Below are 24,293 nucleotides of genomic sequence, written 5' to 3'. Positions count from 1 at the left end.
ATGATAACGACATGACCTCACCTCGGTTAACGACGTCCCGCCAGCCGCTGCGCCTGCTGCAAGATCGCGTGGCCACAGGGTTAATCACCGCAGGCGGTGTCGGCGTACTGCTCGCGATACTCGCTATCGGTATTTTTTTGGTATGGGAAACCCTGCCGCTCTTGGCGATTGGCGATCCCTTAGCGCTAACAACGCTGACGCCGCTTGCCTGGGGTACGTTGAAAGCCGCGCTGTCGGCTCTACTGTTTGCGATCCCCGTCGCCCTGGGGGCGGCCATCTACTCGGCGCTCTTTATGTCCGCGCGTTTGCGCAGCCGTATTAAGCCCACGCTAGAAATGATGGAAGCAATTCCCGGCGTGGTGGTGGGCTTTATCGCCGGGCTCATCTTGGCGCCGTGGGTAGAGCGCCACCTAGCGAGTGCGCTGGTCGTGATGGTTTGGCTGCCGCTAAGCGCGGGGCTAGCCGGTTTCTGCTGGCATTTGGCAAAAACACGCTTACGCCGCCGTTTACCGCTTTCCTGGGCAGGGCTTTGGTTAGTGCCCTGGCTGGCATTCATGGTGACGGTAGCGCTATGGCTCACGCCGTGGATAGAGCAGCATTGGCTTGGCGGCGATTTACGCCAGCTGCTCTATCAGCGCTTTGGAATGGACTACGCTACTCGCAACGCGCTGATCGTGGGCATCGCCATGGGCTTTGCGGTCATTCCCAGCATTTACTCATTGGCGGAAGATGCGCTGGCCGATGTGCCAAAAACCTTGATTGAGGGCGCCCAGGCGCTAGGCGCCAGCCGCTGGCAGGCACTGTGGAAAGTGGCGCTGACGGCAGCGGGCCCCGGTATTTTTTCGGCAGTGATGATTGGTGCGGGCAGAGCCGTTGGCGAAACGATGATAGTGCTGATGGCGAGTGGTAATACCGCGCTGTTGAGCGCCAATCCGTTTGAAGGGATGCGCTCCATGTCCGCCTCGATCGCCATAGAGCTGCCCGAAGCCGCGCCGGGTACCCAGACGTATCATCTACTGATTTTGGCAGCACTCGTATTGTTTATCTTTACCTTTTTAGTTAACACCTTGGCAGAGGTTGTCCGCCATCGCTTGCGGCGTCGTTACCGCCAGCTGGGAAGCATGTCATGACCGGCGTGCCGGCGGATACTGCACCTTCGCGCCGCCGCCTTCACTGGCTGGATGGTCTTTGGCCTTGGCTCTGCGCGGCAAGCGTTGCGCTTTCACTCCTGATGTTAGGGGCGCTACTAACACTGCTGCTGGTTCGTGGGCTAGGGCATTTCTGGCCCGCCACGCTAGAGGAAGTCACGCTGCGCTCAGGTGAAACCTTTGCGGGCCAAGCCGTACGCGAAGTGGCGCTGCCCCAACAGCCAGGGGACGAGCGCCTATACTTCACCGGCAATCGTGATATTGAGTCCGTGCGCTGGCGCTGGGTAGCGATTGATGACATTGCCATGCAAGCTCAGCCCATGGACCTGATTCGCCTAGAACGCAGCCCCTGGGATGACTTTATTGGCCGCTTAGTGGCTATTGAGCAACACGATCAGCGCTGGGAGGGGGACGCCGCCTGGCAGCAGTTAACGTCGCTGTTAGCGCTGCCGGTTAGACAACGGCCGGATAGCCAGCTACTGCTTATCACAGCCAGTGGCCAAGCCGTGCAACAGCCGCTGGCCAACGTGGTCAGCGCCCAGGCCCCCAATGCCATGACATGGCGGCAGAAAACGCTCGCTTGGAGCCAATCTGTGTGGCGCTTCTTGAGTGAGGGGCCGCGTGCCGCGAATACCGGCGGCGGCGTATGGCCCGCGATTTTTGGCACTGTCCTGATGGTGATCTTAATGTCGGTCATCGTCACGCCGTTTGGCGTGCTGGCGGCCATCTACCTTAATGAGATTGCCCACCAGGGACGGCTTACTCGATTTGTCCGCATTGGCGTACGTAATCTTGCGGGCGTGCCGTCCATTGTGTACGGCGTCTTTGGTTTAGGCGTGTTTGTGTATGGAATTGGCGGCTCGCTGGACGAATGGTTCTTCAGTGAGACTTTGCCTTCCCCTACCTTTGGTACTGGCGGCCTGCTATGGGCCTCTCTAACGCTCGCATTGCTCACGTTGCCGGTGGTGATTGTTGCAACCGAAGAGGGGCTGGCACGCATTCCTGAGGCTCAGCGCGAAGGCGCCGTGGCGCTGGGCGCTACGCGCCTGGAAATGCTGACCCGCATCGTGCTGCCCATGGCGGCCCCCGCCATGCTGACAGGCATGATTTTAGCCATTGCCCGCGCAGCGGGTGAAGTGGCGCCGCTGATGCTGGTGGGCGTCGCTAAATTAGCGCCACAAATGCCGGTAGACGGCGAGTTTCCCTATCTGCATTTAGAGCGTAAGTTCATGCACCTTGGCTATCATTTATTCGATACCGCTTTTCACGGTGACGATGTGCAAGCCGCCATACCGCTGGTGTACGCCACCGCGCTACTGCTGGTGTTAATTGTGCTGGTGCTTAATCTAACTGCCATATTTCTACGTCATTATCTTAGGCGTCAACGGGGAAGCGAATGCTAGCGCCATTACATTCAGTTAATACCTCTCAGCCACCGGTCACGCATTTTCCACCTGAGCACTGCTGTCTGAGCATTGATCATCTTAGCCTTGCCTATGCGGGGAAAGAGGCGCTGCGTGATCTAACGCTGAGCATTCCTCGTCATCGTGTCACGGCCTTTATCGGCCCCTCGGGATGCGGTAAATCAACGTTATTAAGAGCCATCAATCGGCTGCATGATCTTAATGAAGCGGTGAATCACAGCGGCCAAATTGTGCTGGAAGGCCAAGATATTCATGGCCCTCAGGTGAATGTGACTGAGCTGCGCCGACGTGTCGGGATGGTATTTCAAACGCCTAATCCCTTTCCCATGTCGATTTATGAAAACGTCGCCTTTGGCTTACGTTTGCAGCAGCGCCTGCCCAAGCGCAAGCGTGACGACATTATTGAGTGGGCGCTAACTTCTGCGGCGCTGTGGGATGAAGTGAAAGACCGTCTACATCGTTCTGCCTGGCAGCTTTCCGGTGGCCAGCAGCAGCGCCTGGTGATTGCCCGCACCTTAGCGGTAAAACCCGACGTACTGCTGCTTGATGAACCCGCGTCGGCACTAGATCCCATTTCGACGCTCAAAATTGAGGAGTTAATTCGTAACCTCAAGTCAGAGCTAACCTTGGTGCTGGTGACTCACAATATGCAGCAGGCGGCGCGGGTATCGGACTACACCGCCTTTTTGCATCAGGGCGAGCTGATTGAATACGGGCCAACTGACCAGCTATTCACCAACCCCCGTTTGCAACGTACCGAAAACTACATCACCGGCCGCGTCACCTAGGCCTTATCGACGAAGACATCAGGAGTGGTCCATGGATATTACGAGCGATACCCACAGCCAGCATATCTCCCGCCAGTTCAATCAGGAGTTGGAGGAGCTTAAAACCCACCTGATGGCGATGGGCGGTCTGGTAGAAAAGCAGGTGCAAGATGCCGTCTTTGCTCTTCTAGAAGGCGATACCCGCTTGGCAGAGCAAGTGCGCGACAATGATCGTCAGGTGAACGCCCTGCAGCTGCAAATTGACGACGAATGTACGCGCGTACTGGCCCGCCGCCAGCCGGCAGCATCCGATTTGCGGCTGGTACTTGCCGTTATTCGCGCTACCTCTGACCTGGAACGCATTGGCGATGAAGCCAGCAAAATTGCCCGTAACGCGCTGCTGTTAAGCGAAAGCACCAGCACCATTCGCGGGCTGGTGGAAGTACGTCACATTAGCGAGCACGTGCGTAAAATGCTGCGCGATGCGCTAACCGCCTTTGCTCGCTTTGATACCGATCTCGCTATGCAGGTAGTGCGTGAAGACGAGCTGGTAGATGATGAGTACAGCAGCGCTATGCGTTCATTAATGACGTTCATGATGGAAGATTCACGCTCGATTACGTCAGTACTGAGCATCATGTGGGTACTGCGTGCGCTTGAGCGCGTGGGCGATCATGCTGATAATCTTGCGGAGTACGTAGTCTATCTCGTGAAAGGCTTGGATATCCGCCACAGCGACCCTGACAACCTAGACCCGCAAGGGTTAAAAAAGCCTTGACCTGATTAGGGTTTCCTCCTGCAATACGTCCAGGTTGCCAGGCAATCTGGACGTTTGAATCATGAGGAGCCACCTAATGCTGGATGCTGTCACTGCCCTTAGCCGAGGTACACGCTGTGTTTATCAGCCGGGTATGCGGCGCTATATTTTCTTGCCCATTCTAATCAACCTCATCGTCTACATCAGCATGCTCAGCTTTGTGCTCTCACGCTTTGATGGCTGGCTGGCGCATTGGATGGACATGGTGCCCACCTGGCTTGAATGGCTGTCGTGGCTTATTTGGCCGCTGTTTGTGATTAGCCTAATCGTCGTCGTGTTTTTTACATTTACGCTCATTACCAGCTTCATTGCCGCGCCTTTTTACGGTTTTTTGGCCGCTAAAGTTGAAATACAGGCAACCGGGCGCGAACCCCTTGATGACCGCAATCTTACCCAAACGGCTATCGATGCGATGGGTCGAGAGTTTGTAAAACTCGCCTATATCTTACCCCGCGCGATCGGTCTGTTTATCATCAGCTGGATTCCTGGCCTGAATTTGGTTGCGCCACTACTCTGGGCACTATTCTCAGCGTGGGTCATGGCGATAACCTATCTGGATTATCCGATGGATAACAACAAGGTAACCTTTAAAGATATGCGCCATCGCCTTGCGAAGCGCTGGTGGCAAAGCCTGACCTATGGCGGATTAATTACGCTGATTACCTGGATTCCGCTGGCCAATTTATTTCTGATTCCAGGCGCGGTGGCGGGTGCCGTACTGATGTGGGACGAACACTATCGGGGCGTTCGAGATATTACGCCAAGTTAAACGCATAGGCCCCGCAGAAGCGGGGCCTATGGGCGCTAGCGGTCACCGTACTGCTAGTGGCTACCAGTCAGTGCTATCGCCTACATCACGGGTCAGATCTTGCGGGCTGTATTGAGTACCACGGCGCGCGCTTTTGCCAGAATCAGCAGCACTGCTAGACGGCGAGAAATCAAGGCTATCACCGTCATCACGCGTTAGATCACGTGGAGATACTTGAGAATCATCAGACATTTGAGACTGTGGCTTATCGATGACGTCCTGACCAACTGCGCGATCTTTATTCAACTCGATGGATGGGTGAGCCATTGCCAACGGGCTAGCAACCAAACCGAAAGAAATACCTACAATGGCGACTTTTTTGCTTAATTTTTTCAATAACATGGCGTTCTCCTCATTACTGCTACGTACCGCTAACGAGTAGTAAAAGTAACCGTTATCGCATTACTTCACAGCGGCTATGGTTTTCAACTAATTGTACGTGTTAGGAGTGCATACTGGATGCCAAAAAAATAAAAATATTTAAAACAGCTGAAAAATCATATCTTTATTCAAAATAATATTGGATACAAAAAACTAGACCCCGCATAGGCGGGGTCAAAGGCGTCATATAACTCTACGATTGCAAATCGCTTACCAAACCTGTCCATCGCCTTCGTCATGCGTTAAGTCTTTAGCCGTAAAATCAACATCAACGCTGGCATTCGTTGACTCAGCCTTTATAACCGCAGGATAGTCGCCTTCATCATACATTAAGTCGGATGGGCTAACGTCAGCCTGGCCTACTGTGCGCTCTGACTGGGCCTGAATGGGCTCAATATCAACTGCGCGATCTTGGTTCGCATTAATTGAAAAATTTGCAAATGCAAAGGGGCTAGCCAATAACGTTAGTGAAATACCCACTAAAGCTGCTTTTTTAACAAAAATATTTAACATTTTGACACTCCTGAAACTGTTTATACCGCTGGCGTGGAAGAAGAAGCGCCTTCATGGCAAACTTTTTAACTTAATCATCTTCCTTACCCTTAGTAAGCATAAAGGATGCCACAACTAATATAGATTATAAAAAATACCATTAATCAATAGTATATAACACATACATTGCGCACAATAATATGACGCAAAAACAACAACCACGCTAAATAACTGTGCACAAATGTCACATGCGCAAGTTTGTATGTGCCTTTTTGACACACAGCTAGAAAAAAGCAGCGTTGCTGAGTTGAAAAAATATAGGGATGATCGATATCACTAAAGAGGCGCGCAGTCAGTTAACCATATTTAACGAGCAACATTGAAAAAAGCTAAGGGCAGTAAAAAAACAGCAGACAGCAAAAAATTAAGCCCCACCTGAGGTGAGGCTTAATGTCTAGCTTGCAGATAGGTAATGCTAACGCTAGCTTCCATTCCTTGTGCGGGACTCCAACCGTGGATGTTACCCTCACTAACGTTTTGATTTCCTATTGATTCATCCTTGAATCTAAAAACATCCCTATAGCAGAGTCTTTACAGGCTCTCAGTACTATCTTTCAGTGCGGTCATTACATACCGCTATTTTCTTCAGGCAACTCTTCTGTGCTATCAAAATTAGCATCATCTGAATTACTAGTAGAGTTTGGATCCATATCGCTGGCGTCATCACCAACATCATGCGTTAAATCGTGCTGATTTTGCTCACTGGCGGTATCCGTGTGAGTACCCTGCGGATCCATCGCCTCGTCATCCGCAGTAATATCTTGGTTCTGATCAATAGATGTACTTTGCTCAGATTCTGCGAACGCTAGCGGGCTAGCCATCAAGCCAAACGTTAAACCTAGAATGCCAGCTTTCTTGAGTAATTCCTTGGACATCATATTCCACCTCCGATCGCTGTTTAAACCGCTTAACTAAGAAAGAAAGGCTAAGTTCAGCCAGCAATTCCTGCGGTCATCTCTCTTACTTACTTATATTCGCTGCAGCAGACATGCCAAAATCTAATATAATAAAATAAAAACAATAATTATCAAAAACTTATAAAAAATAAGATTACGGAATAAATCTTAATTAGCGATAAAGCGCACCCAAATAGTGTGTAAAAATGACACATGAGTAAAGTTTTACCAATCTTACATGCCAATATTGCACACTTCTACAAATATTGTGCAGCAGGCATTTTAGGGCTAGCTAAGACGCGAAGCGGAGAATGTACAGCGGAATAAAGCACCCTTACCCGGGTGAGATTCAATCAATAGCTGAGCATCATGGCGTAGCAGCACGTGTTTGACAATTGCCAAGCCCAAACCAGTACCGCCCGTCGTCGTGCTACGCCCTTTATCAACGCGGTAGAAGCGTTCGGTCAGCCGAGGGATGTGCACAGGATCAATTCCCTCGCCGTTGTCCTCAACGTCAATACAGGCTCCGCCAGCTTGGTTATCTTTCCAGCGCAACGTGATGTGGCTCCCTGGCGGCGTGTAGCGAACAGCGTTAAACGCGAGATTAGAAATCGCGCTGCGCATTTCCTGCTCGCTTCCTAGCAGACGTGCCTTGCTGTCAAGCGCAATAGTGATGGTATGCCGCTGATCCGATAGCGCTAGCGCATCCTCACGAACACTCTGTAGCAAAGAGCCCAGCGACAACGGCTGATGATCCTTACCACTTTGGTCAATTTCTAACCGGGACAGCAGCAATAGGTCATTGACCAGGCTCTGCATTCGCTGCGTCTGCTCCTGCATTTGCTGAATACCTTTACCTAAGCGCGGAGGTAGCTGCTCGGCAAGATCGCCATAGGTTTCTAAATAGCCAGAAAGCACGGTCAGAGGGGTACGTAGCTCGTGGGATACATTGGCCACAAAATCACGGCGCATCTGCTCCAGACGATGCAGACGCGTGATATCTCGCGCCATCACTAGCCGCTCATCGTCGCCGTACAGGGTAATTTGGTACTGCAGAATGCATCGCTCATCAATGGGTGATGTCAGCGTTAGCGGTTCACTATAGTGACGGGCGTTGAAGTAGCTTATAAAGCCCGGATCGCGGAGTAAATTGGTAATGTGCTGACCACGGTCATGGGCCGTTTGCAGCCCAAGCATCGTGGTTGCAGCGCTGTTCCACCACTCTAAATCTCCGTGGCGGTCAAGCATAACGACGCTATCGCGCATCGCCTCTGACGACTCTTGAATACGCGCCAAAGTGGCACGCAGCCGACTTTGTGTAATGCGCTGGCTTTTTTGATAGCGATATAAGCGATCAAACAGTTCGCCCCATATCCCCTGGGCAGCAGGTGGTTCATCATGGGGTTGCAGGGTTAGCCATCGATACAGCGCGCGCAGCTGCCGCAATTGATAAAACAGATACACTGCCAATCCAGAAGCCAGCCCCAGCCCCGCTGCATCCAATAGCCAGCCAATGCTTGTCCCCAGCGTGGCTAGCCAGGCCAGTTGCCACAGTTCACGGCTCCATAAGCGCACATTTATACCCGTGAAGAGAAACGGTAACCGGTGCCCCGAACCGTTTGAATCAGATTTTGATGGGGTTCGCCTAGCGCTTTACGCAACCGGCGAATATGTACATCTACCGTGCGCTCTTCAACGTACACGTTGCCACCCCACACTTGATCAAGCAGCTGGCTGCGCGTGTAAGCGCGCTCCTGGTGCGTCATAAAGAACTGCAGCAGACGATATTCCGTTGGGCCTATCTCAAGCGCCTTATCATCAGTGCTGACACGATGACTCACCGGATCAAGCAGCAGTCCATTAACCTCTACGGGGTCTTCAACACCACGCGGCGTTGCACGACGCAAAACGGCTTTAAGCCGTGCCACCAACTCGCGAGGCGAAAAAGGCTTGGTAATATAATCATCGGCACCAGCTTCAAGCCCCTGAATCTTATTATCTTCTTCGCCTTTAGCGGTCAGCATAATAATGGGAATTTCAGCAGTGGCTTCTTCGCGCTTTAAGCGCCTAGCAAGCTCGATACCGCTGGTGCCAGGCATCATCCAATCAAGCAGCAGTAAATCAGGCTGGTGGTCGACGATCAAAGCATGAGCATCCTGAGCGTTATCCGCTTCGAGCACGCGATAGTCAGCCATTTCCAGCGCTACCGCAATCATCTCGCGGATCGGCGCCTCATCATCGACAATCAAAACGGTCTTGGCAGTCATACCAGAGCCTCAAGGGGTGCAAAGAGAGCTAATTCAATGAAAAATAGCTCAATGACATATCGATGACGATAACACCATGACTTGATGACAGTTACATGACAGCGGCGATTATTAGCCCGCCACAGGCCACCAACTTAGCGCAATACCCGCGAAAATAAACAAACCTGACCAAAAATTATTGAGGAACGCCTGAAAGCACGCATCTCGGGCACGGTGAAAAATTAACCGCTGCTGATGCAGAAAAGTGGCCGCCATTCCCGCGAGTCCTAACCAGAAAAAACCGCCTAGACCCACTCGCCACCCTACCCATGCTAATAGCAGCAACGTCACCACTTGTAATAAAGCAATAATGACGCGGTCCGCATTACCAAACAGCACGGCTGTCGATTTAATACCGATTTTTAAATCATCGTCGCGGTCCACCATGGCGTACTGGGTATCGTACGCCACGGTCCAAACCACATTAGCAAAAAACAATAGCCAAGCCTCCAGCGGGACATAGCCCAGCACAGCGCCAAACGCCATGGGGATCGCCCAAGCAAAGGCGGCGCCCAGCACGACCTGAGGAAGGTGGGTATAGCGCTTCATAAACGGATAAATAATCGCTAGCAGCACGCCACCCAGCGAGAGCATCACCGTGAACCAATTGGTCAGCAGCACCAAAATGAAGGATATCGCGATCAATGCGATAAACAGCAGCTGGGCCTCGGTTTCGCTAATACGACCGGTGGCTAGAGGACGATTTTTAGTGCGCTTTACATGCCCATCAAAATGACGGTCGGCATAGTCATTCACCACGCAGCCTGCGGCACGCATGGCGTAAACGCCGGCAACAAAAATAAGCAGCACATTGCGCCCCGGCACGCCCTGCGCGGCAATCCATAGCGCCCAAAGAGCGGGCCACATTAATAGCCACGTGCCTATGGGCCGATCCAAGCGCATCAGCTGTAAAAAGTCTGCCACGCGAGCCAATCCCTTCGGCCGCAACAGTGAACGATCCATGCTTACCTCACGAAAAAGAAAACGCAGCTGCTAGCCTAGCGCGAAGGCAGATCAAGGTCATCCGCCATTGCCCGCAAAAAGTACTCTTGTACCAATAACGACAGGCCACCATGCGTAAATACGGAGCGGCGGCCCCAGCTACAATCCTGCTCGACCCCATGTAGGCTAGCAAAAGGCGGGCGTTGTGTTGTCGCCTCTAATGGCCCTCGCACTAAGTCTGGCTGGCGAAATAACCAGCTGCCTAACGAACGCTCGCCCAAACGATCTAAACGCTGGCCTTTTAGCTGTGTCAACGGCGCTACTGAGCGCGCGACCACCCACGGCGTTTCATCTAAACACAGCGCTACTTCACGCAGCCATGCATAGCGTTTAGGGCCAATCCCCAGCGCCTGGGCTTCATCGGGCAGCGGCCATCCCACACCTTGGCGCAGTAAACGCACCCGAAAAGGCTTGCCACCGCCTGCGGCTGTTAAACGAGCGGTTAACGAATCGGTGGAGGCTACCCACTGCCACCATGGAGAGCTCATCGCGGGGCGCGCCGCATGGACGGGGCGCCAGCGTGGAAAGAGATACATTTGCCGGCCAGCGGGTGATGTCACCGAGTTCTCCAGGGCAATAACGGGAGCAGCTAGTGTAACATGACGCTCTAACAGGCTTTGGTTTCAGCAGCTTTTTCAATAACTCTTTCAATAACTCTTTTAGCGACCTTTTGGATGTCTGCATGCCCGCATCATATACACAGATAATGTCAACGACACCGCTATCTTCTCGCGCTGCGCTGGTGATTATTGGCACGGGGATGGCAGGCATAGGTCTTGCTCGTGCACTGCGACGGCAGGGCGACACACGCTCTATCACGCTGATCAGCGCTGACAGCGGCGACGATTACAGCAAACCCCTGCTTTCTACCGGCTTTAGTAAAGGGTTAGCGCCCGAGAAATTAGCTCAGCGAAGCGCCGCAGAGCTTGGCGAAGAGCTAAACGCCCGAGTAGTTACCCACACCCATGTCAACGCACTGGATGTGGATAACCATGCGGTGCTTTTAGGCAATGCGCCAGGGCAAGAGCGGCTGAGCTATGAAACATTGGTGTTAGCGACCGGAGCGGCACCTCGAATGCCTTTTAGCAGCGAGCCTAGCGTTGCTTCACGCTGTTTTACGGTCAACGATTTGGACGACTATCGCCGCTTTCATCAGGCGTTAAGTCACGGACATTCACGGGTAGCCATTGTGGGGGCCGGGCTAGTCGGCTGTGAGTTCGCTAACGACCTTCACGCCGGCGGCCACCCAGTGTCCATCATTGCCCCCGAAGGTAATCTGCTTGCGCGTCTGTTACCGCCGCCATTAGGTCACGCCTTAGGCGATGCGTTCAGCGACGCGGGTATCCGACTTTATTTAGGCCGCACCATTGAATCGATAGCGCTCAGCCACGCCAATGATATTGCGCTCCACTTGGATAACGGCTCCGTACTAAGCACCGACATCATTTTGATGGCCACGGGCCTTGCCCCGCGCACAGCACTTGCCGAAGCAGCAGGGTTAACGGTGTCATCTAGCGGCATTGTGGTAGATCGCCACCTGCGCACATCGCACCCCAATATTTATGCGTTAGGCGATGCAGCCTGCGTCGACGGGGTGAATGCCATGTACGTACAGCCGCTGCAAGCAAGCGCCAAAGCCCTTGCGGCCACCCTGGCCGGCACCCCCACCCGCGTAAGCTTTGGCGCGTGGCCGGTAGTGGTTAAAACCCCGTTATTACCCGTGGTTGCCTACCCGGCTCCATCTCCTCCTGAGCGCTGGAGAATTGAAGGCGAAGGCGGCGATATCAGTGCCTTGGCGGAAGATAAAGACGGGCATTTGATTGGTTTTGCGTTGACAGGCGGCTGCGTGAGAAGGAAAGTGGAGCTTTCCAGAGCAGCACCTGCGCTGCTAGGCTGATTTTCGCCGCGTTCACGACTAAGCTAGATTAAGCTAACCTAGTCATGGTGACGCACCCAATAACATACCTTCGTTTTATACGTTCGATTTTTATCAAAGGGAGATTCCTTATGCGCAAACCTGAACTCGCTGCTGCTATCGCTGAGAGTGCCGACCTGTCTAAAGACAAAGCTGGCCAAGTACTGAATGTCATTCTGGATGAAATCACCAACAGCGTCGCCAAAGGTGAAGATGTTGCTCTGATTGGTTTTGGCACCTTTACAGTTCGCCAACGCGCTGCGCGTACCGGCAAGAATCCACAAACCGGTGCACCGCTGCAAATTGCAGCCAGCAAAAATGTCGCCTTTAAGCCTGGTAAAGCACTGAAGGACGCCGTTTCCTAATGAAGCTCAAGCTGACGCTGTGGCTACTGGGCTTAATGCTCAAACGAGCCCTGCGCCGCAAGCCGCGCTTTCGTGAGCAGCTAGAGCGCATGCGCGGCTTGGACTGGGGAATAGCCACCGAAGATCTAAGTATTGCCCGCCACTACCGGATGACGCCGAAAAGCATCCATACCGGTAAAGGGCTACCCGTAGACTTAGATCTTGAGCTACGCTTCCGCGATCAAGCTACCGCCTTGAAAGTACTCAAAAAGCCAACACAGCAGGCCTTTCTCGACGGCATGATGAGTGGAAACGTCCGCTTAGTCGGCGACTCTGCTGATATGAACAAGCTGCAGAAACTGCTCAAGTATCTGTAGTAAGGCACTATCGGCTTAGAGCCAATCAAGCGGCATTGGGTAACGGTTCTGGCTAAACGCGTTTAGCCAAAAACAGCGCAGAGGTATAACAGCTCTCGATGGATATACCTCATCAACGCTTAGTTTACTTCCGCGTTACCCTGGAGTCTGGCTCGGTGCGCCGCGCAGCGGCGCGCTTAGACATTGCTCCCTCGGCAGTTAGCCGGCAAATTTCATTGCTGGAAGAAGCCTTGGGGGCGACCCTCATGGAGCGTCAGCGTGACGGCATTTCACCCACGCCAGTGGGTGAAATGCTGCTTGAGTACTGCGAGCGCCGCGGGGCTCTTGATGAAGGCTTTATCGCCTCACTTGAATCCTATCAGCGTATGGAAACCGGCAAAATTTCACTCACGGTGGGTGAGGGTTTTGTTAGCGATTTAGTAGCGTCCCCGCTACACGAATTTACCCAGCTTTATGCAGGCATTCAGCTGGATATCCATATTGCAGGCACCTCGGGTATTATTGAAGCGGTGGTCGGCAATCACAGCCATATCGGTTTAATGTTCCACGAACGCACTCACCCCCAGCTACGCTTTTGGGCATCTAGCCCCCAGCCGCTGATGGCTATTTTATCTCCCGATCACCCTCTAGCCCAACAAACCACGCCGCTCTCACTTATTCAGCTCAGCGCACAGCCGATGGCCATGTGGGATATCAGCCACGGCGTACGTCAAATGGTTGATCAAGCTTTTCAACAGGCGCGGATTGTTCCACAGCTAGCCATGAACACTAACTCAATGGTGGTGTTGGCACAGTATGTGCGCAGCGGCATGGGCATCACTTTACTGCCAGCCTTCGCCGTCGCCCATGATTTAGAAGCAGGTACGCTCGTCGCGCAGCCGGTCGATAACCCATTATTTCAGCGCTCCCACGCGCACATGGTCACCCGCGTGGGTCGCCAACAGCCTAAAGCCAGCATTCTCTTGCTGCGCCATTTACAGCGCTGGATGCAGGCGTTTCAAGACTCTAGTTCGGCGAATAATCACCCAACACCGCTTCCATAGCCAAAGGCAACGCTTGCCTGTGTCGCAGTTTCCACCCACACGCTTTGCGGCACGGTATATTCACGCAGTCCCTCCAGGCCGCTTGACCGGCCAAAGCCGCTATCACCAAAACCACCAAACGGCGACATGACGCTGATCGCTTTGTAGCTATTGATCCACACCGTGCCGGCACGCAGCTGCCCTGCCACGCGATGCGCTCTTGCCACATCCTGGCTCCATACCGCACCGGCCAGGCCAAAACGCGTTTCATTGGCTAAGCGAATAGCCTCGGCTTCATCGTCAAAGCCCATGGCGACCAACACGGGGCCAAAAACCTCCTGCTGGGCGATTTCCATATCGGGCGTTACGTCGACCAAAACCGTCGGAGCGATGAAGTAGCCTTGTGCTTCCTCAGGCAATCCCGCTGGACGCTTACCGCCCGTTAATAGCCGCGCGCCAGCGGCCACGGCGGCATCAATCATGCGCATAACCTGATCAAACTGACGGCTATTTTGCAGTGGCCCCATGCGAGTCGCTTCCTCACTGGGTAGCCCAACTTCGATCTGTTCTGCCGCGCGCGCCAAACGAGTGGTGACCTGCTCAAATACCGAGCGCTCAATCAATAGCCGCGAGCCCGCCACGCAGCTTTGCCCGGCGGCGGCAAAAATGGCGGCTTGAGCGCCTGCTACGGCTTCATCCAGCTTAGCATCGGCAAATACGATGTTGGCCGACTTCCCGCCAAGCTCTAACACGCTGGGCACCAAGCGCTTTGCACCTGCTTCAGCAATCATGCGCCCGCTCTGAGGTGAACCAACAAACACCAGCTTACTGATGGTGGGGTGATCGGTTAGCGCCGCGCCGGTCGTCTTACCCAGCCCGTTAACAATATTAATCAGGCCTTTAGGCAGCCTTTGTGATTGCTCTAGCCCACCGGTTTCGAGCAGCATTGCAATCACCACCGATGAAAAGGGCGTTAGCTCAGAGGGCTTCAATACTGCGCTATTGCCCGCCGCAATGGCCGGGGCCAGCTGCCAGGCGCAGGTAAACATCGGCGCGTTCCACGGGGTAATTTGCCCTACCACGCCATAAGGCACGTGACGCACGTAGTTAAGATGCGAGGTGGGCACCGGAATCACTTCGCCATGCTGTTTGTCGCACCAGCCCGCATAGTATTCAAACATCTCACGTACTTTGCCCACTTCAGCGCGGCAGTCGCGAATCGGCTTACCGGCGACAACACTTTCCAACTGCGCCAGCGCCTCTTCATGGCCTTCTAGACCGCGCAGCGCAGCATGCATGCGTCGACCACGTTCGCTGGCGGTTAGCGCCATCCATTCCCGCTGCCCACGCGTCGCCGCTTGGGTGGCACGCTCAATCAGTGTAGCGCCCGCATCGTGATAGCTGACCAGCGCTTCACCGGTAGCAGGGTTAGTCAGGGTAATTTGCTCGCCGTCTCCCGCCACTAAGCCGCCATCAATCCAATTACTCAGTGGCGTGTCAGCCGCCAAACCGAAACCTTCAAGCAGTTCGGCAAGGCGTTCACGGGCAAGTTGATTAAGTGAGGTCATCACTTTTCCTCCGTCTGCGTGGCACGCGCTAAAATGGGCGTCGCAATATGGTTAAAATCATCGCTATCAGTTGGGTGATTAGCATTCGCGTGCCAAGCATCGACAACGGCGTTGAGCAGGCCCAGAGGAATATTGAGCTGCTCAGCGGCATCCCGAGCCAAACGCAAATCTTTACGCATCAAGCCGGTGGTAAACCCGGAATCAAAGCGCTCACTCAACACCCACTCAGGGAAATTCACTTCACTCACCGCGCTGCGCCCAGAGCCACTATTAATCCCGGCTAAGCAGGCCGCGGGGGCAACGCCGGCTTTCGTCGCCATGGCCACCGCCTCAGCGGTGGTTAGCAAGTGCGCAGCACACAGGTAATTATTCGCGAGTTTAACAACGTGGCCACAGCCAGGGCCGCCCACGTGGGTGCGCTTAGCCGACATTGCTTCCAGCATCGGATTAACGCGTTCGATGGTGGCAGTGTCGCCCCCGAGGAGCATCCCCAGCTTGCCGCTAGCGGCGCCTTTCGGCCCCCCGCTTACCGGCGCATCCAACCATTGAAGGCCCGCAGCAATGACTTTCTCAGCCAGCTCTCGGCTAACCACGGGGTCGCTGGTGGATGTATCGACAATCACGCTGCCTTTAGGCGCCAGCTTGAGTAGCCCCGGTGAGTGCTCGATAACGTCACGCACATGAGCGGACGTGGGCAGCGACAGCAGATACACGTCGCTGGCGGGCAGTGCCTCAGGCGTTACAACGGCCAACCCTTGTTCAGCCAGCCGCGACCGCGCGGGTTCAAACACGTCGCTGCCCGTTACTGTAAAGCCTGCGGCTTTAAGGGTGAGCGCCATATTGCCGCCCATCTGCCCCAGGCCAATCACCGTAATGGTTAACATAGTAAAACTCCTAAGCGCCTTTACTAAGCAATGTGCCGCGTAAAGAGGCTCAACGTAGAAATTGGGCGTAGCCGCTCCCCTACCCATCGGGCATAGAAGAGCGAATAACGCAGATGCTTAAAAAGAGCGGTTAGCGGTTAACGTCTGCTTTAGACAAGCAGCGCGCGTACCAGCTCTACCCAGTAACGCGTACCTAGCGGAAGCAGCGCGTCGTTAAAGTCATAGTGAGGGTTGTGTAACGAGGCGGAATCCTCGCCGTTGCCCATCCAAATGTAAGCCCCCGGCCTTTCGGCGAGCAGAAACGAGAAATCTTCAGAGGCCATGCTCGGCGGCGGGTTACGCAGCACGCTTTCTTCACCTAACAGGTTTTCCAGCACCGTGGCACAGTGCTGGGCATGCTCTGGGGTATTGATAGTGGCGGGGTAGCAGCGCTGGTAATCCAGCTCAACGGTTAAGCCGTGAAACTCTGCCGAACTTGCAATCGCCTGCTTAAAGCGCGTTTCAAGGTGTTCTTTAAGCGCCATATCAAAACAGCGCAATGTGCCGCGCAGCTCCACCCGCTCCGGAATCACGTTGAAAGTATCCCCCGCATGCATGCTGGTAATACTCAACACGGCAGACTGACTGGGCGGCGTTTCGCGGCTCACTAATCCTTGCAGCTGGCTAACCAGCTGACAGCTGGCTAACACCGTATCGATACCCAGGTGTGGCATGGCCGCATGGCAGCCCTTTCCGGTCAACGTTAAGCTGAAAATATCAAAGGCCGCCATCACATCGGTATCATGCACCGCCGCAACACCCACCGGCAGCCCCGGCCAGTTGTGCAGGCCGTACACCGCATCCATAGGAAAGCGCTCAAACAACCCGTCTTCGACCATCACGCGCCCACCGCCGGCGCTTTCTTCGGCAGGCTGGAAGATAAACACCACGCGGCCTTTAAAGTCCGGCTGCTGCTTTAATGCCCAGGCGGCACCCAGCAGCATAGTGGTGTGGCCGTCGTGGCCGCAGGCGTGCATCTTGCCCGGCGTTTGAGAGGCGTACGCAAGCGACGTCTCTTCAAGAATGTCCAGCGCATCGATATCGGCCCGCAGACCAATGGTTTTGCCGTCACCGCGCTGACCATCCAGCGCAGCAACGACGCCAGTGCCAGCGAGCCCCGTGGTCACTTCATAGCCCCACTCGGTGAGCAGTGCGGCAATACGTGCGCTGGTGCGATGCTCTTCAAAAGCGGTTTCAGGGTGCTGGTGAAAATCGTGACGCCAGGCGCTTAATTCTGCGCTGTCGGGTAAACGAATTGAGACCGTCATCCTAACTCTCCTTAAAGCATTATGTGAGCAACCACCGCTGAACCAATAAAGGTACCGGTGAAAACTAACAGCGACACAATCACCAGCTTCCAACCGGCTTGCTTGAACATGGCAAATTCACGCCCTGTCAGTGCCAACCCTGCATACGCCAACACGGGCGTAACCACCGCCAGGAAGTTCACTGCGGCTAACTGCGCGATAATCCACTCACTAACGGGGAACACTGGCAGCGTTGCAATGATGCTAATCAATGACACCCACGCAACGCTAGGTAGGTAGAAGGGACAAAGCCGCCCCATCACTAAGCCAATAATGACCATGACATACAGAATCAGCATGCCGGGTAGCGCGTCTAATAACGGCGCACCGTTGACCACATTGCTAAACCAGGCAGCCACACACACCGCCGCTAGTACCAACGCTGTTTTGCCCAGCTGATTTTCAGGGCGCAGCTCTTTTAACGCTTCAGCGTCAAAGCTATCAACACTAGTTTCATTAGTTTTCATGGCGGGCCTCCTGGCGCGAACCTTTTAGGCGCTTGTACATCCACTCGGTTACCGGCAGTGCGATAAACAGTGAAACGTACAGGCCAGTGGCATAAGTCAGCAGGTTACTTGCCCCTGCAAAGGCCAGCAGCTCATCTCTGGAAGCAGGCACCGCTTCAGCTAACGCCGCCGAGCATGCTGCCACCATACTGCCGCTGCCCACGCCACACGCCATGGCTAAGGCGCGAATATCAAGAATATCCAGCGAGGCGATGTAGCCGGCTAGCAAGGCGAAGTAGAGCGTGCCGAACATGGTTCCCACCACGTAAACGCCCATAATGCCGATACCTTCCGGGCTTCTTAGTCCGTAACGGTCTGAGATAATGGCAATATTGGGTTCACGAGCGATAGAGTAGGTCGCACCAATCGCCTCCCGGCCCATCTTGAGAACCAGTACCGCAAAGGGCAGCGCTATCAGCATGGTGCCCAGATTACCCAGTTCTTGAAGTATCAGCGCGGGGCCTGCAGCAATGATCTGATCAATCGCCGGGCCAATGGTAGAGCCAAATTTAGCAATGAACGGCAGGATGGCGATCAAAATGATCGGCCCCGCTGCATTGCTGACCGGCTTGGGAATAATCTTACCCATGCCCGAAAACAGATGAGGATTAAACAAAACGCCAATCACAAACGCGTATAGCAGCGGTAATAACAGTAGTGTTCCAGGCCCAAGCGGAATTCGCACGATGCCTATCCACTCAGCAAACATCGACGTGACTATCACCATCAGGTGCAGACGCCAGTTCAGCAACAGCTTGAGATCCATTGGGATGATCCTGTTTTTTTTAGAGTCACTGTGAGTATCGAAAAGTTAGTGTTCTAATCATAGAGGTTTAGCGCGCTATTTTTTAGAACACTCCGCCCCTGGATGAATGACAATGCTGTGACGTAACATAAAAAAATTGATTAAACGTTGATTGAACTGTTGGCGACAAACACCGCTGCAACGCTCTATACTGACAAAACTATACTAAAGTCTAATGACCGCCAATAAGAGACGCTATGCCAATTTCACTGCCGCTGCGGCGCCTTTGGACCCTGGATAAATTTGCTTACAGCCTGCGCGTTTTTATAGCGTTCAGCGGTGCTCTGCTTTTAAGCGGCCTGTCTGGCGATATAGCGTTAGTCATTCCACTATTTTTGGGGATTATCGCCTGCGCGCTTTCTGAAACCGACGACAGCTGGCAGGGGCGTTTTCAAGCGCTCGTCGTGACGTTGGTCTGCTTTACCTCGGCATCATTTATCGTTCAATGGCTGTTCCCCTGGCCCTGGCTATTTGTCCTTGGACTGGGTGTTTCTACGTTCACGCTCATTATGCTCGGCGCTATTGGGCAGCGTTACGCCACCATTGCCTCGGGCACGCTCATATTGTCGATTTATTCAATGATCAACATCGAACAGCATGGCGGCGTAGACGCAGACGTGGCCGCACGCCAGCTGCTCCTGCTCGGCGGTGCGGTGTGGTATGGATTAATTTCGGTGGTGTGGTGTGCGTTGTTTTCGCGCCAACCGGTAAAGCAGAGCATGGCCCGGGTCTACAAAGCGCTGGGCGAGTTTCTAATATTAAAATCCGCGCTGTTTGAGCCCGTCCGCGGCGTTGATGTCGAAGCACGCAGGTTGGCGCTGGCACGCCAGAACGGCAACGTCGTTGACGCGCTCAATCAAGCCAAAGAAATGATTTTTCGCCGCCTTGAAGGGCAGCGCGGCAACCGCAGGCTAAACCGCTACCTGCGTATCTACTTTATCGCCCAGGATATTCATGAACGCGCCAGCTCAACCCACTATCCCTATAGCGCGCTCAGTAAGGCCTTTTTCCATCATGATGTGCTGTTTCGCTGCCAACGACTGCTAGATCAACAGGGCCGCTCCTGCCGCCAGCTGGCCAAATCACTGCTGCTCAAGCGGCCGTTTGATCACCAGCAGAGCGAAGAAGCTTTGGCCGACCTACACGCCTCCATTGAGAACCTCCGCGACCGGGGCAGGCCCGAATGGCGCCCGCTGCTTTATCCGCTGAGTGCCCTCGCCGACAACTTAGCGACGTTAGAAACTCAACTTGCCAGCGCACACAATCCCGATGCCAGCGAAGAGCGGCGCGATAGCGCACTCTATGACCGCTCTCCGTCTAGCGTGCTAGAAGCGTGGAAGCGGGTGCGCCTGAACTTCACCCTGGGTTCACCCACCTTTCGTCACGCGGTGCGGCTATCCATCGCGCTGATGGCAGGCTATGGGTTATTGCAGTGGATTGACCCTGAACAAGGCTTCTGGATTCTGCTCACGACGCTGTTTGTATGCCGGCCTAACTTTGCCACCACGCGGCGGTTCTTATCGCAACGCATGCTGGGCACCGTATTGGGACTGGTCATTGGCTGGGCGTCGATCAGCCTTTTCCCCCACCCGCTGGTGCAAAGCATGATCGCCGTGGCCGCAGGGGTATCGTTCTTTGCCAACCGCGAAAAACACTATGTTATCGCTACCGCCTCTATCACGCTGCTTGTGCTATGCAGCTTCAACCAAGTAGGCGATGGCTTTAATCTGATCTTGCCGCGTCTTTTCGATACCTTGATTGGCTCGGTGATTGCAGGATTAGCGGTATTTTTTATTCTGCCCGACTGGCAGGGCCGCAGGCTTTACCGCGAGGCCGCCAACGCGCTGAACGGCCATCGCCGCTACCTTGAAGAGATTATCCACCAGTACGAGGAAGGCAAGCAGGATGGCTTGGCCTACCGCTTGGCGCGACGCAATGCACACAATGCCGATGCCGCGCTTTCCACACTGCTCACCAACATGCTCCACGAGCCCGGCCACTACCGGAAACTGGATGCAGACAACGGACTGCGTTTTCTAGTGCTTTCCAACACGCTGCTCAGCCACCTCTCGGCCCTAGGCGCCCATCGCCATCAATTAGCCGACGATGAAGACGATGCCACGCTAGTGCCGGTAGCAACACGTATTGGCGAACTGTTAGGTCATATCGCAGAACAGCTAAACAAACGCCAGCCGGTAGAAATACTGGCAGAGCAAACGGCCGCGCTATTAACGCAATTAGAGGAGCAAAGCGCTGCTAGCGCAGACGAACAAGCCGTCGCTCTGTATCGCCCTATTCAAAGCCAGCTGCGCCTAATTGCTGAACAGCTAGCGCCGCTGGGCGAGGCTGCTAATCGGTTGGTCGTCAACGAAGCGCCTGTATCCAGCAGCGTTAACGCTTAAACCTGCCCATAGCGGCCCGCGGCTTCTCCCAGCCAGCGGCGTACCAATACGGCGGTTACGTCTGCGTTGCCTTGCAGCGCCTGGGCCATGGCGGTAACGCACTCTAACAGGTCCGCATCGCGCTCTAGGTCGGCGATTTTCATCTGCGCAAGACCCGTTTGGCGAGTGCCCAGCACTTCGCCTGGCCCGCGAATTTCTAAATCTTTTTCCGCAATACGGAAACCATCGGTCGTTTCGCGCATCACTGCCAAGCGCTGGCGGGAGCTTTTCGACAGCGGCGGATGGTAGAGCAACACGCAAAAGCTTTCCGTGCTGCCGCGCCCTACCCGGCCACGTAGCTGGTGAAGCTGGGAAAGCCCCAGTCGCTCAGGGTTTTCGATAATCATCAGGCTCGCATTGGGCACATCCACACCGACCTCGATCACCGTGGTGGCCACCAGCAAGTCTAGCTCGCCTGCTTTGAATGCCGTCATTACCTCGGCTTTCTCACTTGATTTCATGCGCCCGTGAATCAAACCCACGGCCAGCTCAGGTAGCGCCACCGTTAATTCATCGCGTGTCACCTCGGCAGCCTGGCATTGCAGTACTTCGGATTCATCAATCAGCGTACACACCCAGTACGCCTGGCGGCCTTCGCTGCAGGCAAGCCGAATACGCTCCACCACTTCAGGACGCCGCTCGTCAGGCACCACCACAGTTTTAACCGGCGTACGGCCAGGAGGCAGCTCGTCAATGACTGACACATCCAGGTCCGCGTAGGCGCTCATGGCCAGCGTGCGTGGAATCGGCGTAGCGGTCATGATGAGCTGATGCGGGGTCAGCCCACCCGCCTCGCCTTTTTCACGCAGCGCTAGACGCTGATGCACGCCAAAACGGTGCTGCTCGTCAATAATCGCCAGCCCTAAGCACTGAAAGTGCACGTCGTCTTGGAACAGCGCGTGGGTACCGACGATCATTCGCGCGCGGCCATCGGCAATCGCGGCCTTAGCATCCAACCGCGCTTTACCTTTGAGCTTACCCGCCAACCACGCTACTTCGATACCCAGCGGCTCAAACCACGCTTTAAACGAGCGGTAGTGCTGCTCAGCAAGGATTTCCGTCGGCGCCATGATCGCGGCTTGGCAGTTACCCGCCAGGGCACACAGCGCGGCCATGGCCGCCACGACGGTTTTGCCTGACCCCACATCGCCTTGAACCAAGCGCAGCATTGGCGCTGGGCGGCTTAAATCGAGGCTGATTTCTTCCAATACACGGCGCTGAGCACCGGTCAGAGCAAACGGGAGCTGCGCCAAAAAACGCGCCTGCAGGCTACGCCCTGAGGGTAGCGCCGGGGCACCATCGGCCTGAATACGCAGACGAACCTCGCGCAGGCTTAACTGGTGAGCCAGCAGCTCTTCCAACGCGAGCCGGCGCGTGGCCGGATGCTGGCCCCAGGTTAACTGTTCGATATTCACATCGGGCGGTGGCTGATGCAGTAAGTGCAAACTGGCGTGAAGCCCCGGTAGCTGAAAGCGCTGGCGCAGCGCATCAGGAATAACGTCAGGCAGCGCTTCGGGTGCCGCGTCTAACAGCCCAAGAGCCTGCTGCGTCAAGGCACGCAGGCGCGGCTGATTGAGCCCTTCGGTGGTGGGATAAATAGGCGTGAAATACTCGTCTACCGGTGCTTCACTGCCCCCCATTAACCGGTATTCAGGATGATAGATCTCTAAACCCGTTGCCCCAGCACGGGCTTCTCCAAAGGCGCGCACGCTCGCACCGGGGTGCAGCTGTTGCTGCTGGGCGGGCGAGAAGTGGAAAAAGCGCAGACTCAAAATACCGCTGTTATCACGCACCCGTACTAGCAGGCTGCGCCGCCGCCCTTTTACCACGTCGCAGGCCGTCACTTCGCCTTCAATCACCGCTTCTTGCCCGGCGCGCAACAGGCCAATGGGCGTCAGGCGCGTGCGGTCTTGATAACGTAGCGGCAGATGAAAGAGCAGGTCGCTAACGCGCTGAATAGCCAAGCGGCTAAGCTTTAGCGCGAGGGCTTCGCCTACGCCTTTAAGCGACGTGATGGGGGCGGAGAGATCGCTCATGAGGCGCTTTTCACAGCCTGAGAGGGCTGACGGCACTGGCTGATCGCCTGAATCAACGCTTCAATCGCCTTTGGCCGCGGAAAGCTTGCCCGCCAGGCAATCGCCACGGTGCGCGACGGTGCGGGTTCAACGAAGGGACGACTGACCAACATGGCATTTTCATACTGGTCGGTACCCAGCGCCGACTGTGGCAAAACGGTAATGCCCAACCGGGAGGCCACCATATGGCGAATGGTCTCCAGCGAGCCGCCTTCCGCAATCAGCGTGTTATTGGGACTGTTGAGCTTGTGGGTAATCGCCGGGCAGGCTTCAAGAATTTGGTCACGGAAGCAGTGGCCTTCACCGAGCAATAACAGACGCTCTTCGAGTAAATCTTCTTTATTGATCGCCTCGCGCGTCACCCAAGCGTGATTAGCCGGCATTAACACTTCAAACGCTTCGTCGTAGATCGGCTTGGTGACCACATCGGTCTCGGTGAAGGGCAGTGCCACAATAATCACATCCAGCTCACCGCTTCTTAGCTTGCCACGCAGAGTGCCGGTCATGCCCTCTTCGATATACAGCGGCATTTGCGGGGCAGCGTTAGCCAGCGCAGGCACCAGGTGAGGAAATAAATAGGGCCCTATGGTGTAGATCGCACCAATACGCAGCGGGTTGGCTAGCTGGTCTTTACCGCTACTGGCCAACTCAAATATCAGCGTGCTCTGTTCCAGCACTCGCTGCGCCTGGGCAACAATTTTTTCACCTAATGGCGTGACCTGCACGGTGGATTTCGAGCGCTCAAATAGCGGCGTCTCGAGCTCTTCTTCCAGCTTTTTCACCGCCACCGATAGCGTGGGCTGAGAGACATGGCAGCGCTCTGCCGCGCGGCCAAAATGGCGCTCTTGGGCAAGGGTTACGATGTAGCGAAGTTCTGTTAAAGTCATAGCGGTGCCAGTGGCATCCTCT

24 protein-coding genes are annotated in these 24,293 nt (G+C 54.8%); 10 read left to right on the top strand and 14 right to left on the bottom strand.

Annotated features, from left to right (window positions below):
• Nucleotides 1-11 precede the first annotated feature (11 nt).
• The 5 genes from ACT3RP_RS14935 (at nucleotide 12) to cysZ (ending at nucleotide 4,925) form a co-directional block, all read left to right on the top strand.
• On the top strand, nucleotides 12-1,130 hold the full coding sequence (locus tag ACT3RP_RS14935) for an ABC transporter permease subunit (RefSeq protein ID WP_483394065.1): 1,119 nt from the start codon (nucleotides 12-14) through the stop codon (nucleotides 1,128-1,130).
• The gene (gene pstA, locus ACT3RP_RS14930; protein WP_483394064.1) at nucleotides 1,127-2,551 is read left to right on the top strand and encodes a phosphate ABC transporter permease PstA; all 1,425 of its coding nucleotides are present in this window, start codon (nucleotides 1,127-1,129) and stop codon (nucleotides 2,549-2,551) included. The genes ACT3RP_RS14935 and pstA overlap by 4 nt, the downstream gene beginning before the upstream one ends.
• Nucleotides 2,545-3,360 carry a phosphate ABC transporter ATP-binding protein PstB gene (pstB, locus tag ACT3RP_RS14925; protein ID WP_483394063.1) on the top strand — a complete coding sequence of 272 codons (816 nt, stop codon included), beginning with the start codon at nucleotides 2,545-2,547 and terminating at the stop codon, nucleotides 3,358-3,360. Before pstA ends, pstB begins: the two co-directional genes overlap by 7 nt.
• Before the next feature lie 31 nt (nucleotides 3,361-3,391).
• The gene (phoU, locus tag ACT3RP_RS14920; protein WP_096276899.1) at nucleotides 3,392-4,117 is read left to right on the top strand and encodes a phosphate signaling complex protein PhoU; all 726 of its coding nucleotides are present in this window, start codon (nucleotides 3,392-3,394) and stop codon (nucleotides 4,115-4,117) included.
• 76 nt (nucleotides 4,118-4,193) lie between these two features.
• Entirely contained in the window at nucleotides 4,194-4,925 is a 732-nt protein-coding gene (gene cysZ / locus ACT3RP_RS14915) for a sulfate transporter CysZ (protein ID WP_483394062.1), read from the top strand.
• A 60-nt stretch (nucleotides 4,926-4,985) separates the two neighbouring features.
• Here cysZ and ACT3RP_RS14910 read toward each other — a convergent pair whose 3' ends face one another.
• The 7 genes from ACT3RP_RS14910 to ACT3RP_RS14880 all read right to left on the bottom strand — a co-directional run bounded on the left by ACT3RP_RS14910 (nucleotide 4,986) and on the right by ACT3RP_RS14880 (nucleotide 10,637).
• Nucleotides 4,986-5,306 (bottom strand): hypothetical protein, encoded by a 321-nt coding sequence (locus ACT3RP_RS14910; protein ID WP_096276895.1) that lies wholly within the window; start codon nucleotides 5,304-5,306, stop codon nucleotides 4,986-4,988.
• A 249-nt stretch (nucleotides 5,307-5,555) separates the two neighbouring features.
• Nucleotides 5,556-5,858: a hypothetical protein gene (locus ACT3RP_RS14905; protein ID WP_096276893.1), complete on the bottom strand. Its 303-nt coding sequence runs from the start codon at nucleotides 5,856-5,858 to the stop codon at nucleotides 5,556-5,558.
• A 605-nt stretch (nucleotides 5,859-6,463) separates the two neighbouring features.
• Nucleotides 6,464-6,775 (bottom strand): hypothetical protein, encoded by a 312-nt coding sequence (locus ACT3RP_RS14900; RefSeq protein WP_407647785.1) that lies wholly within the window; start codon nucleotides 6,773-6,775, stop codon nucleotides 6,464-6,466.
• Between the two features lie 306 nt (nucleotides 6,776-7,081).
• Nucleotides 7,082-8,368, bottom strand: coding sequence for a phosphate regulon sensor histidine kinase PhoR (gene phoR, locus ACT3RP_RS14895; RefSeq protein ID WP_483394061.1), 1,287 nt, complete (start codon nucleotides 8,366-8,368; stop codon nucleotides 7,082-7,084).
• Nucleotides 8,369-8,370: 2 nt separating this feature from the next.
• Nucleotides 8,371-9,060 carry a phosphate regulon transcriptional regulator PhoB gene (phoB, locus tag ACT3RP_RS14890; RefSeq protein ID WP_096276889.1) on the bottom strand — a complete coding sequence of 230 codons (690 nt, stop codon included), beginning with the start codon at nucleotides 9,058-9,060 and terminating at the stop codon, nucleotides 8,371-8,373.
• 111 nt (nucleotides 9,061-9,171) lie between these two features.
• Nucleotides 9,172-10,062: a 4-hydroxybenzoate octaprenyltransferase gene (gene ubiA / locus ACT3RP_RS14885; protein ID WP_483394060.1), complete on the bottom strand. Its 891-nt coding sequence runs from the start codon at nucleotides 10,060-10,062 to the stop codon at nucleotides 9,172-9,174.
• A gap of 35 nt (nucleotides 10,063-10,097) precedes the next feature.
• Nucleotides 10,098-10,637 carry a chorismate--pyruvate lyase family protein gene (locus tag ACT3RP_RS14880; protein ID WP_225734402.1) on the bottom strand — a complete coding sequence of 180 codons (540 nt, stop codon included), beginning with the start codon at nucleotides 10,635-10,637 and terminating at the stop codon, nucleotides 10,098-10,100.
• A gap of 146 nt (nucleotides 10,638-10,783) precedes the next feature.
• On the opposite strand from ACT3RP_RS14880, the gene ACT3RP_RS14875 reads away from it, so the two are divergent.
• The 4 genes from ACT3RP_RS14875 to ACT3RP_RS14860 all read left to right on the top strand — a co-directional run bounded on the left by ACT3RP_RS14875 (nucleotide 10,784) and on the right by ACT3RP_RS14860 (nucleotide 13,780).
• Nucleotides 10,784-11,998, top strand: coding sequence for an NAD(P)/FAD-dependent oxidoreductase (locus ACT3RP_RS14875; RefSeq protein ID WP_441684978.1), 1,215 nt, complete (start codon nucleotides 10,784-10,786; stop codon nucleotides 11,996-11,998).
• A gap of 110 nt (nucleotides 11,999-12,108) precedes the next feature.
• The gene (locus ACT3RP_RS14870; RefSeq protein WP_096276881.1) at nucleotides 12,109-12,381 is read left to right on the top strand and encodes an HU family DNA-binding protein; all 273 of its coding nucleotides are present in this window, start codon (nucleotides 12,109-12,111) and stop codon (nucleotides 12,379-12,381) included.
• A complete protein-coding gene (locus ACT3RP_RS14865; RefSeq protein WP_441684976.1) occupies nucleotides 12,381-12,737 on the top strand; it encodes a hypothetical protein in 357 nt (118 codons plus the stop codon). The genes ACT3RP_RS14870 and ACT3RP_RS14865 overlap by 1 nt, the downstream gene beginning before the upstream one ends.
• Nucleotides 12,738-12,835: 98 nt before the next feature.
• Nucleotides 12,836-13,780, top strand: a complete 945-nt coding sequence (locus ACT3RP_RS14860) for a LysR family transcriptional regulator (RefSeq protein WP_483394059.1) — start codon at nucleotides 12,836-12,838, stop codon at nucleotides 13,778-13,780.
• On the opposite strand, the gene ACT3RP_RS14855 is transcribed toward ACT3RP_RS14860, so the two are convergent.
• From ACT3RP_RS14855 to ACT3RP_RS14835, 5 genes are all read right to left on the bottom strand, one after another.
• On the bottom strand, nucleotides 13,759-15,327 hold the full coding sequence (locus tag ACT3RP_RS14855; RefSeq protein WP_483394058.1) for an aldehyde dehydrogenase family protein: 1,569 nt from the start codon (nucleotides 15,325-15,327) through the stop codon (nucleotides 13,759-13,761). The two genes, ACT3RP_RS14860 and ACT3RP_RS14855, sit on opposite strands and share 22 nt — an antisense overlap.
• Nucleotides 15,327-16,211: an NAD(P)-dependent oxidoreductase gene (locus tag ACT3RP_RS14850; protein WP_483394057.1), complete on the bottom strand. Its 885-nt coding sequence runs from the start codon at nucleotides 16,209-16,211 to the stop codon at nucleotides 15,327-15,329. The genes ACT3RP_RS14855 and ACT3RP_RS14850 overlap by 1 nt, the downstream gene beginning before the upstream one ends.
• Nucleotides 16,212-16,360: 149 nt before the next feature.
• Nucleotides 16,361-17,518 carry a M20 aminoacylase family protein gene (locus tag ACT3RP_RS14845; protein WP_483394056.1) on the bottom strand — a complete coding sequence of 386 codons (1,158 nt, stop codon included), beginning with the start codon at nucleotides 17,516-17,518 and terminating at the stop codon, nucleotides 16,361-16,363.
• Between the two features lie 11 nt (nucleotides 17,519-17,529).
• Nucleotides 17,530-18,024 carry a hypothetical protein gene (locus ACT3RP_RS14840; RefSeq protein ID WP_483394055.1) on the bottom strand — a complete coding sequence of 165 codons (495 nt, stop codon included), beginning with the start codon at nucleotides 18,022-18,024 and terminating at the stop codon, nucleotides 17,530-17,532.
• Nucleotides 18,014-18,829 carry a DUF3100 domain-containing protein gene (locus ACT3RP_RS14835; protein WP_441684967.1) on the bottom strand — a complete coding sequence of 272 codons (816 nt, stop codon included), beginning with the start codon at nucleotides 18,827-18,829 and terminating at the stop codon, nucleotides 18,014-18,016. Before ACT3RP_RS14835 ends, ACT3RP_RS14840 begins: the two co-directional genes overlap by 11 nt.
• Nucleotides 18,830-19,065: 236 nt before the next feature.
• Here ACT3RP_RS14835 and yccS point away from each other — a divergent pair, with 236 nt between their 5' ends.
• Nucleotides 19,066-21,270 (top strand): YccS family putative transporter, encoded by a 2,205-nt coding sequence (yccS, locus tag ACT3RP_RS14830; RefSeq protein WP_096276865.1) that lies wholly within the window; start codon nucleotides 19,066-19,068, stop codon nucleotides 21,268-21,270.
• On the opposite strand, the gene recG is transcribed toward yccS, so the two are convergent.
• Both recG and ACT3RP_RS14820 read right to left on the bottom strand, forming a co-directional pair.
• Nucleotides 21,267-23,345, bottom strand: coding sequence for an ATP-dependent DNA helicase RecG (recG, locus tag ACT3RP_RS14825; protein ID WP_483394054.1), 2,079 nt, complete (start codon nucleotides 23,343-23,345; stop codon nucleotides 21,267-21,269). The genes yccS and recG overlap by 4 nt on opposite strands.
• The gene (locus ACT3RP_RS14820; RefSeq protein WP_096276861.1) at nucleotides 23,342-24,271 is read right to left on the bottom strand and encodes a hydrogen peroxide-inducible genes activator; all 930 of its coding nucleotides are present in this window, start codon (nucleotides 24,269-24,271) and stop codon (nucleotides 23,342-23,344) included. The genes recG and ACT3RP_RS14820 overlap by 4 nt, the downstream gene beginning before the upstream one ends.
• Nucleotides 24,272-24,293: the final 22 nt, after the last annotated feature.

Origin of the sequence: Halomonas sp. AOP5-B2-8, from assembly GCF_052376475.1 — a bacterium.
Classification (GTDB): domain Bacteria; phylum Pseudomonadota; class Gammaproteobacteria; order Pseudomonadales; family Halomonadaceae; genus Vreelandella; species Vreelandella casei.
The sequence above is the reverse complement of the archived record's forward strand: the minus strand, read 5'-3'. Positions and strand labels throughout refer to the sequence as shown.